This window comes from Candidatus Sphingomonas phytovorans (genome assembly GCA_029202385.1).
GTDB lineage: Bacteria > Pseudomonadota > Alphaproteobacteria > Sphingomonadales > Sphingomonadaceae > Sphingomonas > Sphingomonas phytovorans.
In genome coordinates this window covers 4,515,001-4,533,759 of record CP119314.1, presented here as the reverse complement: position 1 = coordinate 4,533,759, position 18,759 = coordinate 4,515,001, and the positions used below count along the sequence as shown (strand labels likewise).

General features: G+C 63.8%; 11 protein-coding genes, 1 tRNA gene and 2 rRNA genes. 8 read left to right on the top strand and 6 right to left on the bottom strand.

Features of this window, described 5'->3' with window-relative positions; translation table 11 throughout:
* Positions 1-10 precede the first annotated feature (10 nt).
* Positions 11-3,106, bottom strand: a complete 3,096-nt coding sequence (locus P0Y59_20990) for a TonB-dependent receptor (protein WEJ99372.1) — start codon at positions 3,104-3,106, stop codon at positions 11-13.
* An 18-nt stretch (positions 3,107-3,124) separates the two neighbouring features.
* Complete coding sequence (locus P0Y59_20985; GenBank protein WEJ99371.1) at positions 3,125-4,471, bottom strand: dicarboxylate/amino acid:cation symporter; 1,347 nt, start codon at positions 4,469-4,471, stop codon at positions 3,125-3,127.
* Between the two features lie 218 nt (positions 4,472-4,689).
* On the opposite strand from P0Y59_20985, the gene P0Y59_20980 reads away from it, so the two are divergent.
* The 5 genes from P0Y59_20980 to P0Y59_20960 all read left to right on the top strand — a co-directional run bounded on the left by P0Y59_20980 (position 4,690) and on the right by P0Y59_20960 (position 12,294).
* The gene (locus P0Y59_20980; GenBank protein WEJ99370.1) at positions 4,690-6,477 is read left to right on the top strand and encodes an ATP-binding protein; all 1,788 of its coding nucleotides are present in this window, start codon (positions 4,690-4,692) and stop codon (positions 6,475-6,477) included.
* Positions 6,477-7,856 carry a sigma-54 dependent transcriptional regulator gene (locus P0Y59_20975; protein ID WEJ99369.1) on the top strand — a complete coding sequence of 460 codons (1,380 nt, stop codon included), beginning with the start codon at positions 6,477-6,479 and terminating at the stop codon, positions 7,854-7,856. The genes P0Y59_20980 and P0Y59_20975 overlap by 1 nt, the downstream gene beginning before the upstream one ends.
* A gap of 297 nt (positions 7,857-8,153) precedes the next feature.
* Positions 8,154-10,856: a TonB-dependent receptor gene (locus P0Y59_20970; protein WEJ99368.1), complete on the top strand. Its 2,703-nt coding sequence runs from the start codon at positions 8,154-8,156 to the stop codon at positions 10,854-10,856.
* An 11-nt stretch (positions 10,857-10,867) separates the two neighbouring features.
* Entirely contained in the window at positions 10,868-11,578 is a 711-nt protein-coding gene (locus tag P0Y59_20965) for a hypothetical protein (protein WEJ99367.1), read from the top strand.
* Positions 11,524-12,294, top strand: a complete 771-nt coding sequence (locus tag P0Y59_20960) for a PepSY domain-containing protein (protein ID WEJ99366.1) — start codon at positions 11,524-11,526, stop codon at positions 12,292-12,294. Before P0Y59_20965 ends, P0Y59_20960 begins: the two co-directional genes overlap by 55 nt.
* Before the next feature lie 7 nt (positions 12,295-12,301).
* On the opposite strand, the gene hutC is transcribed toward P0Y59_20960, so the two are convergent.
* Positions 12,302-13,099, bottom strand: a complete 798-nt coding sequence (hutC, locus tag P0Y59_20955) for a histidine utilization repressor (GenBank protein WEJ99365.1) — start codon at positions 13,097-13,099, stop codon at positions 12,302-12,304.
* Positions 13,100-13,345: 246 nt separating this feature from the next.
* Between hutC and P0Y59_20950 the strand changes: the two genes are divergently transcribed.
* The 3 genes from P0Y59_20950 to P0Y59_20940 all read left to right on the top strand — a co-directional run bounded on the left by P0Y59_20950 (position 13,346) and on the right by P0Y59_20940 (position 15,092).
* Positions 13,346-14,125, top strand: coding sequence for a sulfite exporter TauE/SafE family protein (locus P0Y59_20950; protein ID WEJ99364.1), 780 nt, complete (start codon positions 13,346-13,348; stop codon positions 14,123-14,125).
* A gap of 43 nt (positions 14,126-14,168) precedes the next feature.
* A complete protein-coding gene (locus tag P0Y59_20945) occupies positions 14,169-14,369 on the top strand; it encodes a hypothetical protein (protein ID WEJ99363.1) in 201 nt (66 codons plus the stop codon).
* Between the two features lie 288 nt (positions 14,370-14,657).
* Positions 14,658-15,092, top strand: coding sequence for a hypothetical protein (locus P0Y59_20940; protein WEJ99362.1), 435 nt, complete (start codon positions 14,658-14,660; stop codon positions 15,090-15,092).
* A gap of 115 nt (positions 15,093-15,207) precedes the next feature.
* Here the strand turns inward: P0Y59_20940 and P0Y59_20935 are convergent.
* The 3 genes from P0Y59_20935 to P0Y59_20925 form a co-directional block, all read right to left on the bottom strand.
* Positions 15,208-15,284 (bottom strand) — tRNA-Met (locus tag P0Y59_20935).
* A 91-nt stretch (positions 15,285-15,375) separates the two neighbouring features.
* Positions 15,376-15,490: ribosomal RNA gene (gene rrf / locus P0Y59_20930) — 5S ribosomal RNA — on the bottom strand.
* Positions 15,491-15,686: 196 nt separating this feature from the next.
* Positions 15,687-18,484: ribosomal RNA gene (locus tag P0Y59_20925) — 23S ribosomal RNA — on the bottom strand.
* Positions 18,485-18,759: the final 275 nt, after the last annotated feature.

Genomic DNA, 18,759 nt, shown 5'->3' with positions numbered 1-18,759 from the left:
CGTCTTTTCCTCAGAACTTCTTGCCGACCGATACGTACCAGTAGCGGCCATAGGGGTTGTAGAGCGACCCGAAATAGCCGTCAGCGGTGATCGGCGGCTGCTTGTCGAACAGGTTGCGCGCGCCGATCCGGATCCGCGTATCGTTCAGCGCGCCGCCCTTGAAGCGATATTGCGCGTAGAGATTGAAGATCGTCTGGCCCTGGATGACATAGGGGTTGCCCGACGAATCCAGGAAATTGGTGTCGTTCACGTCGCTGGTGTAATTGGCGAACCCGCCGAGCTGCACCTGGCCGAGAGTCCAGGTAAGCGATCCGGTGACCCGCCATTTCGGCTTGCCGCGAACCTCGATCAGGTCGCTGCCGTCAGTCAGCGGGGTCGCCGCGTTGATCGTGCCCGCAGCGCGCGCATCGAACAGCGTCTGGACCATCGGCGGATTCTCTCGGGCATATCTGGTCAGCCGCGCCGCGTTGATGTTGAGATCGAAATCGCCGATCCCGGTATGGTCGATGCGGTAGAGCAAGGCGAGATCGACACCTTGCACCGTCTGCGGCAGTAGGTTGGTGAACTGATCCTTGATCTGGAGGATCGCCCCGGCCGGCGCGAGACCCGATCCGGCGAACACCGCCGTGTCGTCCGGCGTCACCGCGGCACGGATGACATTGGGGTTGCTCGATCCCTGCAGGCGAAGGAGATAATCGAGCACCAGAGCATTCTGCGCGCCGAACTGGCCAACGATGCCGACCTGGTGGATCGACCAGAAATCAGCCGTCAAGGTCAGCCGGCCGAAGCGCCGCGGGATGAACTTCGGCTCGATCACCGCGCCCACCGTCCAGTTGGTGCTGTCCTCGGGCTTCAGGTCGGGATTGCCGCTGATCAGGATGGTGTAGCTGATGTTGCGCGTGCAGGTATTGAAATTGGCGATGGTCGCTTTGCGCACATCAGCTTCGCAGCGATAGAAATCCTGGTTGATCACGCTGCTCGAGCTGAGCCGCGAATATTGCACCGTCTTCGTCTGTTCGAGGTTCGGCGCGCGGAAGCCCTGCGACCAGGAACCGCGCAGGCGCAGGCCGTCGATGATATCCCAGGCGGCGGCGACCTTCGGCTTCGCGACCGAGCCGAAATCGCTGTAATGCTCGTACCGGCCGGCAAGCTGGAGGTCGAGGCGGCGGACAAGCGGGATGTTCATGTCCGGCGAGACCAGCGGCACCGCGAGCTCGCCAAAGGCGGAGGCGACGAAGCGATCGCCCCGGGTCGACGGCGTCGGGCTGACCGCCGCGACATTGCTGACCGAGACCTCTCCGGTCACGGCATCGACGAACTGGATCGACCCGTCGAGGTTCGGGTCGCGATCGTCGCGCTGAGTCTCGCGGCGGCCCTCGACGCCCGCAGCGATGCCGACATCACCACCGGGCAAGGCGAAGAGATGGCCGTTGGAGACCTTGAAGTCGCCCAGCGCCAGCGTGGTCTTGTCGTGCCGGCGCAGCTTGAAGCGGATCGCATCGATCGCCGCCTTCGACGAGGGCGAGCAATCGCCGACACTCGGGTTGGCCGAGCAGCCGCCGCTGAAGGGATTATACGCATCCGGCGTCGAGAGCGCGAGGCTCTGCTGAAGCCTGGTCATGTTGATCGCGTCCGACAGATCGGTCGCGATCGCCTCCGAATAGAGGAACGCGGTGTCGAAATCGAAGCTGCCGATCTTGCCCCTGGCCCCGGCGAGGAAGCGCGACTGGGAATTGGTTACATCGACATATTGCGGACCGGTATCGACGAAGCGATAGGTCGACAGCCGCACCGGCAGGCCGGCGGCGGGCACGTTGGTCAGCCCGGGGATTCGGTTGGGATTGACCGTGCCGTTGGCGAAGACCGCCGCGCCGAACGGATTCCAGTAATTGCTCGCCGGAACGACGATCGCGTTGAGGTTGATCGTCGGCGGCTGGATGGCGTGGCTCTGCGCGCGGTAATAGCCGAGTTCGGTATAGAGCGTGAGCGAGTCGGAGACGTCGTAATGCGCGCTCAGGAAGCTGTTGAACCGGCTGATCCGCGGCGAGACGGTGGTGTCGACCGCGTTGTCGAAACGTTCGTTGCGCAGCGTCGTGCTGGTGGCGCGCGTGCCGGTACCGAAACAGGTATCGGTACTGATCGTATAGACGCAGCCCGGATCGAGCGCCGACTGGGAATGGAAGAGACCGGTCGAGCTGGTGAGCGCTGTCGTGCCGCGCCGGATCGTGCCGGGGCCGCCGACGACCGCGAGGTTCGCCCAGGGCGACTGGGTCGCGCGGCCGTCCGGATTCGCGTTGGCGGCAAAAGCGGGATTATTCGCGAAGAGCGGGCGCAGATCGTTGGTCGCGGTATAGGCCTCGTCCCCGGAAAGTTGCGCGGTGCGCCGGGTATAATCGAGATAGAGCGACACATTGCCGCGACCCTGGGCGAAATCGGTGCCGGCGAAACCGGTGATCTGATATTCCTTGCGATGCGTGCCCTCGGCGAAGCCGAAGCGCCCGTCGATCGAAACGCCCCTATAATCGCTCTTGGTCACGGTGTTGACCACGCCCGCCACCGCATCGGCACCGTAGATCGCCGCCGCGCCGTCGCGCAGCACCTCGAGCCGCTCGATCCCGGCGACCGGCAGCGAGTTGGAGTTGAAGCCGAGAACGGGGACATTGCCCTCGCCGGCCTGGCTCACCGGATGCGAGACGAGGCGGCGGCCGTTGAGCAGGACCAGCGTATTGCCGACGCCGAGGTTGCGCAGGTTGATCGAATTGACGTCGCCGCGCGCCGCGTTGCTGGTCTGCGGGTTGTTCGACGGGTTGAAGGTGACGTCGCCCATCTGCGGGATGGCGCGGATCAGGTCGTCGCCGGTAAGCGCGCCGGTCGCGTCGATCTGCTTCGCGTCGATCACGGTGACGGGAAGCGCGGCGGTGACGCTCGAGCCGCGGATCTGCGACCCGACGACGACGATGTCCTTGGCGAGCTCCGCTGACTCATCAGCCGCAGCATTGTCCTGCGGCGATGCAGCGGGCGCCTCCTGCGCCCAGGCGCTGGCCGTCGCAAGTGCCGCGAAAGCGCTACCGGCGAGCAGCACCGCCGATCGGATTGCAAGGTTCATCGTCTCTCTCCCCATTTGTCATTCTGCCGGCGCCGTTGTGACGTCCGGTGCGATCACCGTTTCGAGCGGTAATGGATGGCCGGCGAGCGCGGCGTCGAGCCGGGTGCGATCGAGCGCGCCTTCCCAGCGCGCGACCACCACGGTCGCCACCGCATTGCCGATGAAATTGGTCAGGCTGCGGCATTCCGACATGAACCGGTCGACGCCGAGGATCAGCGCCATGCCGGCGACCGGCACACTGGGCACGATCGACAGAGTCGCCGCCAGGGTAATGAAGCCGGCGCCGGTCACCCCGGCCGCCCCCTTCGAGCTGAGCATCGCGACGAGCAACAGGGTGATCTGCTGCCACAGCGACAGATCGACGCCGGTCGCCTGCGCGATGAACAGCGCCGCGAGCGTCATGTAGATGTTGGTGCCGTCGAGGTTGAACGAATAGCCGGTCGGCACGACCAGCCCGACCACGCCCTTGTCGCAGCCGGCCGCCTCCATCTTGCCGATCAGGCTGGGCAACGCCGCCTCCGACGAGGAGGTGCCGAGCACGAGCAGAAGCTCGGCGCGCAGATAGACGATCAGACGGACGATCGAGAAGCCATGGACCCGCGCCACCGCGCCGAGCACGACCAGCACGAAGAACAGCGAGGTGAAATAGAAAGTCGCGACCAGCGCGCCGAGATTGACCAGCGACCCGACGCCGTATTTGCCGATGGTGAAAGCCATCGCGCCGAACGCGCCGACCGGTGCCGCGCGCATCAGGATGCCGACCAGCCGGAACACGACCAGCGCCAGCCGCTCGATCATGTGAAGCACCGGCTCGGCCGGCTTGCCGACCAGCGACATGGCGATGCCGAACAGGATCGCGACGAACAATGTCTGCAGGATCGAGCCGTCGGTCAGCGCGGAAACCATCGTCGTCGGGATGATCGACATCAGGAAGCCGGTGATCGTCGTCTCGTGCGCTTTGTGGCTATAGGTGGCGACCGCCCCCTGATCGAGCGACGCCGGATCGACATTCATCCCCGCGCCCGGCTGAACGACATTGGCGACGATCAGGCCGACGATCAGCGCCAGGGTGGAGAAGACGAGGAAATAGGCGAAGGCCTTGGCCGCCACGCGGCCGACCGAGGAAAGCTGGCGCATCCCGGCGATGCCGCTGACCACCGACAGGAAGATCACCGGGGCGATCACCATCTTCACCAGATTGATGAATCCGTCCCCGAGCGGCTTCATCGCCGCGCCCCAGGTGGGCCAGAAATGGCCGAGCGTGACGCCGGCGATGATCGCGACGAGCACCTGTACATAAAGGTGCCGCCAAAGCGGTACGCTGACGGGAGGCTGGTCGGTCGTGGTGGCGACGGTGATCGTCATTCAGTCCCTCTCGGCGCGCGGACGCGCTGGTCGGCCACTTTCTGGTGAGCGGCTGGTGTGAAGATACGGCTCCAGAAGGCCGGCAGGAGAAATTTCGATATTTCCGGGCAAGTAGCTGGTAAAACGTGACTAAATGGGCATCGGGCAATCAGCGGGCGAAATTCTTTGTGCGCATTTCCGCCCATAACAGAGTGCATTTGTGTGGTATGTCGCCCATGATGGCTGATCGACCAGGCCCTATCAGAATCCGGCTGATCGCGGCAGCGTTGCTGTTGCTGGCAACCAGTGCCGCGCTGCTCTGGGCGGGCACGCGCTGGGCACAGGCACAGGCGGACGCCGCCGCCGACACCACGGCCAGCCAGACCGCGCGGAACCATGCCGGTCTGCTCGCCAGCGAGCTGCAGAAATTCCGGCTGCTGCCACTGGTACTGGTCGAATATCCCGACGTCTCCACCGCGCTCGCAACGCATGCGCCCGCCGCCGTCGCCCGGCTCAACCGGACGCTCGAACTCCTCGCCGACCGAACCGATGCCGCCGTGATCTACGTCATCGACGCCGACGGCCTTACGGTCGCGGCGAGCAACTGGCGGCTGCCGACCAGCTTTGTCGGGCAGAATTACAGCTTCCGCCCCTATTTCCGCGACGCGATGGCGCGCGGCGCCTCCGAACTGTTCGCGCTTGGCACGATCAGCGGCCGGCCCGGCCTGTTCCTTGCCCGGCGGCTTGAGGTCGGCGGTCGCGCGGCTGGCACGGTGGTGGTCAAGGTGGAGTTCGATCGGCTCGAGGCGACCTGGGCGCGCGCGGCGGGGCCAAGCTTCGTCACTGACGCGCACGGCGTGATCCTGATCACCAGCGTGCCCGACTGGCGTTTCCGCACCACCCACCCGCTCGACGCGGCGACGCTGGCGCAGGCACGGGCGACGCTCCAGTTCGGCAGCGGACCGCCCCGCGCCGCGCCGATCGCTCTGTCGGGCGGATCGGCCACGGCTCCCTTGGCAGGCGGCACCGCACAGTATCGCGTTGCGTCGCTGCCAGTACCACTGGCCGGATCCCGGCTGATCCATCTCGAACCGCTGGCCGCCCCGCTCGGCGCGGCGACGACCAGGGTACGACTCTGGGGCCTGGCCATCCTGATCATCCTCGGCGCGATCGCCGGCCTGACCTGGCGCGCACGCGAGAAACGGCACCTCCAGCGCGAGGCGCAGGCAGCGCTGGAACAGGAGGTCGCCCGCCGCACCGCCGAGCTGAGCGAGACCAACCGTCAGCTCACCATCGAATCGCGCGAGCGAATCGAGGCGGAACGCCGTTTCCGCGCGGCGCGGGAGGAGCTGGCCCAGGCCAACAGGCTCGGCTCGCTGGGCCAGATCACCGCCGGCGTCGCGCACGAGATCAACCAGCCGGTCGCTGCGATCCGCACCTTCGCTGAAAATGCCGAGACGTTCCTGGATCGCGACCAGATCGGGCCGGTGCGCGGCAACCTGGCGCAGATCATCGATCTGACCGCGCGGATCGGATCGATCACCGCCGAACTGCGCACCTTCGCCCGGCGGAGGACCCCGGCGCGCGGCGCCATCGGGCTGGGATCAGTGGTCGACGGCGCGCTGCTGATCCTCGGCGAGCGCGCGCGGGAAATCGTCACGGTCGATCTCCCGCCCGTCATGCGCGACACGCGGGTCGCGGGCGACCGGGTGCGGCTTGAGCAGATCGTCGTCAATCTGCTGCAGAATGCGCTCGACGCGGTCGAGGGCGTTGCCCGGCCCCGCATCCTGATCGCGGCGGCCGCATCGGGCAATGACGTGACCGTGACGGTCGGCGACAATGGCCGGGGCGTCGATCCGGCGATCGCCGACCAGTTGTTCGCGCCGTTCGTCTCGGCCAAGCCGGAAGGGCTTGGCCTTGGCCTCGCCATCGCGCGCGACATCGCTCGCGAATTCGGCGGCGAGCTCGAAATCGGCACTTCGGCGCTCGACGGTGCTGCCTTCCTCCTGAAGCTGAAGCGCGCCTGATGCTGTTTCCGACCGAGCAGAACATCTTCTTCGTCGAGGACGATGCCGCCCTGCGCGCGGCGACGATCCAGACGCTCGAGCTTGCCGGGCTCAGCGTGCGCCCCTTCGCCAGCGCGACCGACGCGCTGCCCGAGATCCGGCCGGACTTTGCCGGCATCATCATCTCCGACATCCGCATGCCGGGGATCGATGGGCTGCAACTGCTTGAACGGGTCCGTGCGATCGACCCCGACATTCCCGTCATCCTCATCACCGGCCATGCCGATGTCGCCATGGCGGTCGGCGCCCTGCGGGACGGCGCGTTCGATTTCCTGACCAAGCCGTTCGCGACCGACCATCTTGTCGCCGCCGCCCAGAAGGCGCTGGAGAAGAGGCTGCTGGTGATCGACAATCGCCGCCTGCGCGCGGCCGCGGCCGCGGTCGACGAAACCGGCCCGCTGATCGGCGACAGCGCGGCGATGGTTCAGCTGCGCGGCACGATCCGCCAGCTCGCGCTCGCCGATATCGACGTGCTGGTCGAAGGCGAAACCGGCACCGGCAAGGAGCTGGCCGCCCTGCTGCTTCACCGGCTCGGCGCGCGGCGCGGCAGGCCGTTCATCGCGGTGAATTGCGGCGCCCTGCCCGAGACGCTCGCCGAGGTGGAGCTGTTCGGCCATGCCGCCGACAGCGTGCCGCATACGCGGCTGGCGCGGATCGGGCAGATCGAGGCATCGAGCGGCGGCACCCTGTTGCTCGACGAGATCGACAGCATGGCCCTTCCCCTCCAGGCGCGGTTACTCCGCGTGCTCGAGGAGCGCGAGGTCCAGCCGATCGGCGACACGCGGCCGCGCGGCGTCGACCTTCGCGTGATCGCGACGACCAAGACCGATCTCGCGCGCGCCGCGGCCGAGGGACGATTTCGTCCCGACCTCTATTATCGATTGACCCTGGTGCGGCTGCGCGTGCCCCCGTTGCGCGAGCGCGGCGAGGATATCGCCACGCTGTTCGCGAGCTTCGTCGAGGAAGCCAAGCAACAGGCGGGCATTGCCGACTTCCTGCTTACCGACAATGTGCGCGGCCACCTGCGCGCGCATGACTGGCCGGGTAATGTCCGCGAGCTGCGCAACTTCGCGTTCGGCGCTGTACTCGGCCTGGCGGAGCCGCCGCCTGCTGGCCCGGCCGGCGAGCGCCCGAGCCTGCCGGTACGAGTCAACCAGTTCGAGGCGGGCGCGATCGAGGAAGCATTGCGCGCGACCGGCGGCAGCGTCGCGGCCGCCCTCCCGCTGCTCGGCATTCCGCGCAAGACCTTTTACGACAAGGTCGCCCGCCTCGGCATCAGGATCGAGGATTTCCGCCCCCGGTCGGCCGGGGCACCGACGATGCGGAAACCCGCCGAATAGGGTGATCCGGCCGGGCGATAGCATCGCCCGGGTCGAGGGCCACGATTCAAACCAGACGGGTCGGATTCCCGGCGGCCGGTGCTGCGGCGCCCACGATATGCCGCCAGCCCATTCCCGCCGGCCAAGAATATCGCGGGATGCATGAGGGGTAGTGCCCGACAATGCGTATCATCATGGGGCAATGCATCAACAAACCAGAACTAAGCTATTGTTTCAGTTATATTTTTTCCATTGACCTGTATATACAATTGATGTTTCCTAGGGGTCAGGGATCAACGAGATAAACGGGGGCACGACATGAAGACCGCGAGCGCATTGCTGGCCGCAACGATGTTGACGGCTGTATCACCTCAGGCATGGGCGCAGGCTGAGCCGGCCGGGCAGACCCAGCCGGAAGCCGAGGCGCCGGATGAGATCGACGTGGTCGTCACCGGCAGCCGGATCCGCCGCCAGGACATTGCCGGGGTCGGCCCGGCGACCGTCGTCTCCGCCGAGCAGATCGAGAATACCGGCATCGTCAACATCGAATCGCTGCTGCAGCGGCTGCCGGCCAATGCCGGTTTCGCCGGCAACCAGACATCGGCCTATTGGACCGGCAACGGCTATGGCACCGCGCAGGTCAACCTGCGCGGCCTTGGTATCAAGCGCACGCTGGTACTCCTCAACAACCGGCGCCTCGTCGCCGGCGGCACCGGCGCGAACTCCTCGCCCGACCTCAACATGATCCCGGTCGTCGCCCTGGCGCGCACCGACGTGCTCAAGGACGGCGCATCGGCGATCTATGGTGCCGACGCGATGGCGGGCGTGGTCAACCTCGTCACCCGCACCGACTATAACGGGTTCGGGATCAGCGCGCGGAGCGGCATCACCGGGCGCGGCGACGGCGGCGACGTGACGATCGACGGCCTGTGGGGCGTGCGGGGCGACCGGGGCGGTTTCCTCGCGGCGGCGACCTACCAGAAGACCGAGGCGGTCAACATGGCGAGCCGCGCACCCTGCTCCCTGTCCGAGGTGACCAAGGGCTCGCTGAGCTGCGTCAACAGCGCCTCGACGGTCGGCGGACGGGCCGTGCTGCCCAACGGCCAGCAGATCAACTTCAACCAGGTTCCGGGCGGCAACGGCAATTTCTACGAGCCGTACAATGCCGCCAAGCATAATTTCAATTCGAACCCGTTCCTCAACGCGGTCAGCCCGATCGAGCGGATCAGCACCGCGTTCTTCGGCGACTACCGGCTGACCGACGGAATCCAGGCGTTCGGCGAATTCCTCTACACGCACCGCAAATCGACCCAGATCGCCACGCCGGGCACGCTGCGCAACCTGGCCATCTCGGCAACCAACCCCACCAACCCGACCGGCCAGGATATCGTGCTGATCCAGCGCAGGCTCGCCGAGCCCGGGCCGCGCCAGTTCTTCCAGAAGACGGACACGTGGCAGGGCACGATCGGTTTCCGCGGGAAATTCGCCAATGGCTGGGCGTGGGAAGTGGCCGGCGCCTATGGCCGCAACACCGCGATCGACGGATCGACCAACGTCGCCAACCTCGAGAAAGTCCGCAACAGCATCGACACGACCAAGTGCAGCGTCGTCCCCGGTGCCGCGATCCCGTGCGCCGATTATCTCGGCTTCGGCGATCTGACGCCCCAGGCGCTGAACTATATCCTGTTCACCTCGACCGATCGCGGCGGCAACGAGCTCGCCTCCTTTACCGCCGACCTGAACGGCGACCTGTTCCGTCTGCCCGCCGGCGCGGTCTCCTTCGCGGCGGGCGTGGTCTATCGCCGCGAGAAGGGCTGGCGGAATCCCGATCCGCTGACCGTCGCCGGTGTCGCCAACACCAACCAGCAATCGCCCATCTCCGGATCGACCACGGCCAAGGAAGCCTATCTCGAACTGTCGGTGCCGGTCCTCGCCAACACGCCATTCTTCAGGGCGCTGACTCTCGACGGCGCGGTCCGCTATTCCAATTACGACCTGTTCGGCAGCGACTGGAACTACAAGGCGGGCGCCGACTGGATGATCACTGACGGCGTGCGTCTGCGCGGCACCTATGGCACCGGCTTCCGCGTGCCGAACGTGCCGGAGCTGTTCGGCGGCGTGTCCGAAGGGAACCTCACCACCAGCGACCCGTGCAGCCGCTATTCCACCAGCACCAATGCGACGCTCGTCGCCAATTGCCGCGCGTCGGGCGTGCCCGCCAACTATGTCCAGCTCGGCACCACGATCCTGACGACCGTCGGCGGCAACAAGAACCTCAAGGCGGAAAGCTCGAAGAGCTGGACGATCGGCACCGTCGTACAGCCGCGCGGGATCGTGCCCGGCCTGACGCTCACCGCCGACTGGTTCGACATCGAGATCACCGGCGCGATCCGTGCCATTCCCGGCTCGACCAAGCTGGCGGTATGCTATGCCAGCGCCAATCTCTCGAGCCCGTTCTGCCGCGACTTCACCCGCAGCACCCTGACCGGCGAGGTGACCACGCTTACCGCCCAGCCGATCAATACGGGCCGCGAGCGGATGAGCGGTCTCGACCTGGGGCTGGTCTACAGCCATAGCCTTGGCCCGGTGGATCTCTCGGTTGACCTCAACGCGACCTATCTCGACCAATATGTCGTCGAACCGTTCCCGGGCGGCGCGCCGATCATCTTCGACGGGCATATCGGCGGCGGCAATGGCGGCTATCCGAAGTGGCGCGGTTACGGCGTGGTCACCGCGAAGAAGGACTTTGTCAGCCTGACCTGGTCGACCCAGTGGATCGGCAAGGCGACCGATTTCAACGCGGCGCCCGGCGCGATCGGCTATCGCGCGCCGAACGTCTTCTACCACAATGCGCAGATCGCCTTCGAGATCGCCGCCAAGACTCGCTTCCAGCTCGGCGTCGACAATCTGTTCGATCGCAAGGCGCCCTATATCGCGAGCTTCACCGACGGTAACACCGACACCATGACCTATGATCTGCTGCGCCGCAGATTCTATGTCGGGTTCCGGCACTCGTTCTGACGGGCGCGGCGATGAAGATCCGCTGGCCGCTCGTCGTCAGGCGCACGCACAAATGGCTCGCCCTGCTGGTCGGGCTGCAGGTGGTGCTGTGGACGGCCACTGGTTTCTACATGGTGGTCGTCCATATCGACACGATCCATGGCGACCATCTGGTGCGGCCGGTCACGGCCGCACCGGTCGACCTGGCCGGGGCCGTGCCGCCGTCGCGCATCCTGGCGGCACAGCCCGGCACGTCCGAACTGAGCCTGCAGCGGCGGCTCGGCCGCCCGGTCTGGCGTGCCGAAGGACCGCACGGCACCAGCGTCTTCGACGCGGCGACCGGGCAGCCGCTTCCCCCGATTTCGGAAGCGGAAGCACGTAGCCGCGCCCGTTCCTATTATGCAGGCGAAGGCGATATCGTCTCGGCATCGCTGCTGACGACAGCGCCGCGCGAAATGGGATCGCGCAAGCCACCTTACTGGCAGGTCGAGTTCGAGGGCTGGAACAGGCCGACCCTCTACATATCCCCCGTGACCGGTGATCTGCTTGCGAAGCGCCATCTGCTCTGGCGCGCCTTCGACATCGCCTGGATGCTCCATATCATGGACTATCAGGACCGCACCGACGTCAACAACCCGCTCCTGCGCGTCGCCACCTGGAGCGCCTTCGCCATGGCGATCAGCGGCGCATGGCTCCTGATCTGGTCGTTTCCGCGCCGCAAGAAGAAGAAGGCCAGTTCATGAAGCGCCTCCGCCTCTCGCCCCTGCTGTTCCGCCGGATCCATAAATGGGTCGGCCTGGCGCTCGGCCTTCAGTTCGTGCTGTGGACGCTGAGCGGCGCGGTCATGGCGCTGCTCCCCGCCGATTCGGTCGGCGGCCATGGCGGTGGCGGCGGACACGGCCATGCACTCGCCGCAGGCCCCTATGTCGACCCTGCCCGCCTGAGTGCCGGACAGCCGATCTCCGGTCTCGTCCTGCGCGACCTGGGCAGGCGGCCCGTCTATGAAATCCGCGAGGCATCGGGCATTCGCCTGGCCGACGCGACGACCGGCGCACCGGTCAATATCGATCGCGCAACGGCGATCGCCGTCGCGGGAATGACCTCCAATGCCCCGGTCGCGAGCGTCGAGGCGATGGCCAGGCCGAACCTTGAATCGCGCGAGCACAAGGGCGCGATGTGGCGGGTGAACCTGGACGATCCGGAGCATTCAAGCGCCTATGTCTCGGCGGTGACCGGACGGCATCTCGTGACCCGCGGCGATAGCTGGCGGACCTGGGACTTCTTCTGGATGCTGCACAACATGGACTATGCGAACCGGGCGAGCTTCAACCACCCGCTGATCATCGTCGTTGCGTTCGGCGTGCTGTGGTTGTCGGGCACCGGCTTCTACCTGCTCTTCAAGAGCTTCCGCCAAGCCGACTTCAAATGGCTTCGCCGGCGGCGGCGCCCGGCGCTCTGAGGCTGGATCAGCCGGTATCGACCGAGAAGGCGGCTGAAAGCTCGAAGCTCCTGCCGGGATGAGTCAGCACCGCATGCGAAACGAGTCTTCCGCGGCTCCACGTCCGGCGGGTCATCACCAGCACCGGCTCGCCTTCGTCGATGCCGAGCAGCAGGCGCGTGCCCGAATCCGGCATGGCAGCCCGCACCCGGTGCTCCACCCGCTCGAGCGGCGCGACGCGGGTGAGATATTCGTTCGGCGTGGTCTCGTGGAAATCGATCGCACCATAGTCGGGCGCCGCGGCGGCCAGCACGAAACGCTCCTCGAGCTGGATCGGGAACTCGGCCTCGTGATGGACGATCACCGACCGGAAAAGCCTGGTGCCGACGGCAACCTCGAGCAACGCCGCCGACCGCTGGTCTGCCCGGATCGCGATATTGTCGATGACACGCGCGCGATAGGCCCGCCCCCTGGCGCGCACCTCGTCGGCGATGTTGCGGATCTCGATCATCTGCCCGATCGGTCGCGGCTCGGCGATGAACGATCCGGCGCCCGCGCGGCGGACGACGACCCCGGCATTGCTCAGCTCGCGCAGCGCCCGGTTGGCGGTCATCCGCGATACACCGAAGCGCGAGACCAGTTCAGCCTCGGACGGCACCCGGTCGCCGGGCTTCAGCGCGCCCGACCTGAGCGCTCCGACGATTGACTGCTTGATCTCGACATAGCGCGGCGGATCGCCATTCTGTGCCCGGCCGCCCTGCCCAGCCCCCTGCCGCGTCCGTTCGTCAGTGGCCGCCATCGCACCAGCTTCAGCATGATCTTTCATGCGGCTGTCTATACAATCGGAAGCGTTCCGCGCCATGCGATTGCGGCGCCGGATCGGTCTTATCGTGCATCGGCCGGTCGCGTCAGGCGCCGTTCAACAGCTTGATGATACCCGGCACGAGAAAAACTTCCTCGCGCCACCCGCCGTTTGCGACGAGGCTCTTGCATAAGGCCAGGTGAACGGGCGAACTGGCGAGCATCCGGTTCGGCGGGGTTCAAACGCCGGCAACTGACGAGTGCGCCGATGATGGTCGAGATCAACCCGCTCTATTCGATCGCTGGCGTCGCGGTCGGGGCTCTTGTCGGTCTTACCGGCGTGGGCGGCGGGTCCCTGATGACGCCGCTGCTCGTCCTCGCCTTCGGCTTCCATCCCGTCACCGCGGTCGGGACCGACCTGCTCTACGCATCGGCAACCAAGACCGTCGGCACGGCGGTGCACGGCTTCAGCGGCACGGTCGACTGGAAAGTGGTGCGGCGCCTCGCCATGGGCAGCGTGCCCGCGAGCCTGGCGACCCTGGTCGCGCTTGCTTATGCCGGCGCCAAATTCGACGGGACTCAGCACGTCATCACGATGACACTCGGCCTGGCGCTGATCGCGACGGCGATCGCCATGGCCTTTCGCCGCCAGATCCTCGCCTATTACGCCGATACGATGGAGGCGATGTCGGATCGCCGGATCATGCGGCTGACGATCCTGCTCGGCCTGATCCTCGGCGTGCTCGTGTCGCTCTCGTCGGTTGGCGCCGGCGCGCTCGGCATGACGGCGCTGCTGGTGCTGTATCCAAAGCTGCCGATCAATCGGCTCGTCGGCTCCGACATCGCCCATGCCGTGCCGTTGACGCTGATCGCGGGCATGGGTCACTGGGCAATGGGCTCGGTCGATTTCGGGCTCCTGCTGTCGCTGCTGATCGGATCCGTGCCGGGGATCATCGTGGGCAGCCTCGTCTCGACCCGGGTGCCCGACAATGTGTCGCGCGCCATCCTCGCCGGGACGCTCGCGATCGTGGGCGGCAAGCTGATCTTCTAGAGCCGCTCGACGATGAAGGGCACGGGCGTGATCCGCAGGCCCTATGACCAGCCCTGACGCGAGCCCTCCATTCTGCAATGCGGCTGCCGGTACACGCCAGGAGAGCGTCCGCGCCGACATGCTGGCGCGGTATCCGGCCAGCTTCATCACCAATTCGTCCACCTTCGGCCGCCCCTTGGCGGCGATCGGCGAGCAATCCTTCGTGCTCGATCCCGGCCTCGGTGCACTGCTTCCCGGCGCCTGAGAACTGACACCGTTCGAAACACCCCAAGGTCGAGGTCGGCGCAGGCCGCCGGACACAAAAAAGCCCGTCGACCTGGGTCGACGGGCTTTGGGATCTGGCCGGCATTCGCTGTGGGCGGCGGTTTACGCGCCTGAGCTGCGTCCGGCGACCATTTCCGAGACGGCGTCGGAAGGTACGGTCCCTCCACGCGCACGTGCCTGCCGCCTGAGGCAATGCGCGCGCTGAGCGTATTACCCTGCGGGATTTTCACCCCGATTTGCTTCACCTGTCCCGATCACAGGAGAGATCATGAGAAAGACAATGATAGTCGCCAGCATTGCGGCGGCAGCGCTGATTGCGATGCCTGCGGCAGCCTGGACACCGGCAAGCACTAGCTTTGCATTGAATGGCACGGTCAATGGCTGCTTGTTCAACGGCACGGTCGTGACCAATGCGAGCGGAACCACTGCGACCGTCACGGCCGCCACGCTGTCAGGCACGCCGCCGTTCTGCGCTGCCCTGTTCGCCAATTTCCCTTATGCGATGACGGCGCTATCGACGACGTCCATCAAGATCAGCAACGTGCTGATCCAGAACGGGGCGGTAATCTGCCAGGGAAATCTTCTCGGGTCGTGGAACAACCTGACGGGCACGATGAGCTTCAACGCCGTGCTTCCCGGCAACGGTTCGCTTTCGTGTCCGATTGTTGGTTCGGTGACGACGAGCCCGCAATTGTACATGTGAATCGGCATGCGGTGAGGGGCTCGGACCGCACGAAAGCCCGCTTGCCTTATGGGCGGCGGGTTTTTGTGGTTGTCGCATACGACGATAGGCACCGTGAAGTGCCGAAGGTTACCGTTGGTTGCGGGGACAGGATTTGAACCTGTGACCTTCAGGTTATGAGCCTGACGAGCTACCGGGCTGCTCCACCCCGCGCCAAGGTTCACACCCGCTGGTGGGCGGGTGTTGTGACATGTGAATGGGTTCTGCTGGATCTGTTTTTCGTGATTGTATCACCGGCTTCAATGCCTGGCGACGACCTACTCTTCCATTGCTTGAGCAATAGTACCATCGGCGCAGTCAGGTTTCACGGCCGAGTTCGGGATGGGATCGGGTGGGGCACTGACGCTATAGCCACCAAGCAATGAGGCCGGTGAGACAGACCGGGCTGCCTTGCGGCTGTCCGGCCAACCCTTGCGGGTTGTCTCGAAAAACGGTTCCAAAATCGATGCACGCTTTACCTGTTGTTACAGGTGGTTGTTCTTAGGCGTTGCAATTTGATCATCCGACGCTCGCGGACAAGGCTGGTTTTCCCAGGATTGTCGTTGATGGTGGGACTCTCAAGCGCAAATAGAGCAATTAGTATCGGTTAGCTCCATGCGTTACCGCACTTCTACATCCGATCTATCAACGTCGTGGTCTCCGACGGCTCTATGAAATCTTATCTCGAGGGAGGCTTCCCGCTTAGATGCTTTCAGCGGTTATCCCGTCCATACATAGCTACCCTGCTGCGCTCCTGGCGGAACGACAGGTACACCAGAGGTATGTTCAACCCGGTCCTCTCGTACTAGGGTCAACTCCTCTCAAATTTCGACGCCCACGGCAGATAGGGACCAAACTGTCTCGCGACGTTCTGAACCCAGCTCACGTACCACTTTAATTGGCGAACAGCCAAACCCTTGGGACCTGCTCCAGCCCCAGGATGTGATGAGCCGACATCGAGGTGCCAAACAACCCCGTCGATATGAGCTCTTGGGGGTTATCAGCCTGTTATCCCCGGCGTACCTTTTATCCGTTGAGCGATGGCCCTTCCACGAGGGACCACCGGATCACTATGACCGACTTTCGTCTCTGCTCGACTTGTCAGTCTCGCAGTCAGGCTGGCTTATGCCATTGCACTCTAACAGACGGTTTCCAACCGTCCTGAGCCAACCTTCGCGCGCCTCCGTTACTCTTTAGGAGGCGACCGCCCCAGTCAAACTACCCGCCACAGAGGGTCCCTGATCCAGTTTCATGGATCGAGGTTAGACATCAGAAAACAACAGGGTGGTATTTCACCTATGGCTCCACACCGGCTGGCGCCAATGCTTCAAAGCCTCCCACCTATGCTACACAGTTCTTTCCTAATGCCACTCTGAAGCTGCAGTAAAGGTGCACGGGGTCTTTCCGTCTAACCGCGGGTACTCCGCATCTTCACGGAGAATTCAATTTCGCTGAGCATGTCCTGGAGACAGTGGGGAAGTCGTTACGCCATTCGTGCAGGTCGGAACTTACCCGACAAGGAATTTCGCTACCTTAGGACCGTTATAGTTACGGCCGCCGTTTACCTGGGCTTCATTTCGCAGCTTGCACCACTCCACTTAACCTTCAGGCACCGGGCAGGCGTCAGGCCCTATACGTCGTCTTGAAGCCGACTTAGCAGAGCCCTGTGTTTTTGCTAAACAGTCGCTACCCCCTGGCCTGTGCCCCCTCAAAGTGCTTGCGCATAGTGAGGGCCTCCTTCTTCCGAAGGTACGGAGGCAATTTGCCGAGTTCCTTCAGGACACTTCTCTCAAGCGCCTTGGTATACTCTACCTGACCACCTGTGTCGGTTTCGGGTACGGTCTATACGGTGGGGCTATTTCCTGGAACCTCTTCGAAGCCCATCCAATCCAATAAGGATGAACAACTCACGAGATCCGTCACACACCACCAGGCCCACGAATATTAACGTGGTTCCCATCGACTACCCCCTTCGGGCTCGTCTTAGGGGCCGGCTCACCCTGCGCGGATTAGCCTTGCGCAGGAACCCTTGGTCTTTCGGCGAGAGGGCATCTCACCCTCTTTATCGCTACTCATGTCTGCATTCGCACTTCCGATACCTCCAGGACCCATTACCAGATCCCTTCACTGGCTTACGGAACGCTCCGCTACCGCGTGCATTGCTGCACACCCTAAGCTTCGGTGCGTGTCTTGAGCCCCGTTACATCTTCGCCGCAAAACCTCTTATTTAGACCAGTGAGCTGTTACGCTTTCTTTAAAGGATGGCTGCTTCTAAGCCAACCTCCTGGTTGTTTTGGAAGTTTCACATGCTTTCCCACTTAGACACGACTTGGGGACCTTAGCTGTAGGTCAGGGCTGTTTCCCTTTTGACGACGGACCTTAGCACCCGCCGTCTGTCTCCCGGATAGTACTCGCAGGTATTCGGAGTTTGGTTAGGTTTGGTAGATCTCGCGACCCCCTAGCCCATCCAGTGCTCTACCCCCTGCGGTATTCATCCGAGGCACTACCTAAATAGTTTTCGCGGAGAACCAGCTATTTCCCGGCTTGATTGGCCTTTCACCCCTAAACACAACTCATCCGGTAACTTTTCAACGTTAATCGGTTCGGACCTCCAGTGCGTGTTACCGCACCTTCATCCTGGTCATGCCTAGATCGCCGGGTTTCGGGTCTAATACATCAAACTTAGTCGCCCTATTCAGACTCGCTTTCGCTGCGCCTACACCTATCGGCTTAAGCTTGCTTGATACATTAAGTCACAGACCCATTATACAAAAGGTACGCAGTCAGGCCACATGAGCCCTCCTACTGCTTGTAGGCAATCCGTTTCAGGTACTGTTTCACTCCCCTCATCGGGGTGCTTTTCACCTTTCCCTCACGGTACTAGTTCACTATCGGTCGCATACGAGTATTTAGGCTTGGAGGGTGGTCCCCCCATGTTCAGACAGAATTACACGTGTTCCGCCCTACTCGAGTCCTGAAGTCTCACTTTCGCATACGGGGCTGTCACCCGCTATGGCCAGTCTTTCCAAACTGTTCTGCTAGTTGAACTCCAGGCACTGGCCTGGTCCGCGTTCGCTCGCCACTACTAACGGAATCTCGGTTGATGTCTTTTCCTCCAGCTACTGAGATGTTTCAGTTCGCCGGGTTCGCTTCACGAAAGCTATGTATTCACTTAAGTGATACCTAGCCCCATTTAGCTTGCCCCGCCCGGTAAACCGGTCGGCTCAAGTTAAACGGGATAGGTGGGTTTCCCCATTCGGAAATCTGCGGGTCAAAGGTTGCTCACACCTCACCGCAGCTTATCGCAGCGTGCCACGTCCTTCATCGCCTGTATGCGCCAAGGCATCCACGAATTGCCCTTACCTTACGCTTGAGAGTCCGCACCACCAACGACAACGCTGGGCCGACTTCCGAGGAAGCCAACCAAAACTCGGCAGAGCAGCAATGTCACAGTATCTTGGTGCGGATGATTAAAATGCTCAGCCTAATAACTTTTAGCACCGATCTGTCCGATCTGCTGAGGCGAACCCCATCATCTCGTTCAAACCGCTACCGTTACGGCATCGATTTTAAGAACCCATTCACAATGTCAAACAGGGAGCCACGCTCCCATTATCGGCGCCGTAGCGCCGAACTGGTGTCTTCATCA

What these genes read in the sequence shown, in the direction of transcription:
- P0Y59_20990 (WEJ99372.1), bottom strand. Translation starts at nt 3,106, where the DNA reads ATGAACCTTGCAATCCGATCGGCGGTGCTGCTCGCCGGTAGCGCTTTC.
- P0Y59_20985 (WEJ99371.1), bottom strand. Translation starts at nt 4,471, where the DNA reads ATGACGATCACCGTCGCCACCACGACCGACCAGCCTCCCGTCAGCGTA.
- P0Y59_20980 (WEJ99370.1), top strand. Translation starts at nt 4,690, where the DNA reads ATGGCTGATCGACCAGGCCCTATCAGAATCCGGCTGATCGCGGCAGCG.
- P0Y59_20975 (WEJ99369.1), top strand. Translation starts at nt 6,477, where the DNA reads ATGCTGTTTCCGACCGAGCAGAACATCTTCTTCGTCGAGGACGATGCC.
- P0Y59_20970 (WEJ99368.1), top strand. Translation starts at nt 8,154, where the DNA reads ATGAAGACCGCGAGCGCATTGCTGGCCGCAACGATGTTGACGGCTGTA.
- P0Y59_20965 (WEJ99367.1), top strand. Translation starts at nt 10,868, where the DNA reads ATGAAGATCCGCTGGCCGCTCGTCGTCAGGCGCACGCACAAATGGCTC.
- P0Y59_20960 (WEJ99366.1), top strand. Translation starts at nt 11,524, where the DNA reads ATGGCTCCTGATCTGGTCGTTTCCGCGCCGCAAGAAGAAGAAGGCCAG.
- hutC (WEJ99365.1), bottom strand. Translation starts at nt 13,099, where the DNA reads ATGAAAGATCATGCTGAAGCTGGTGCGATGGCGGCCACTGACGAACGG.
- P0Y59_20950 (WEJ99364.1), top strand. Translation starts at nt 13,346, where the DNA reads ATGGTCGAGATCAACCCGCTCTATTCGATCGCTGGCGTCGCGGTCGGG.
- P0Y59_20945 (WEJ99363.1), top strand. Translation starts at nt 14,169, where the DNA reads ATGACCAGCCCTGACGCGAGCCCTCCATTCTGCAATGCGGCTGCCGGT.
- P0Y59_20940 (WEJ99362.1), top strand. Translation starts at nt 14,658, where the DNA reads ATGAGAAAGACAATGATAGTCGCCAGCATTGCGGCGGCAGCGCTGATT.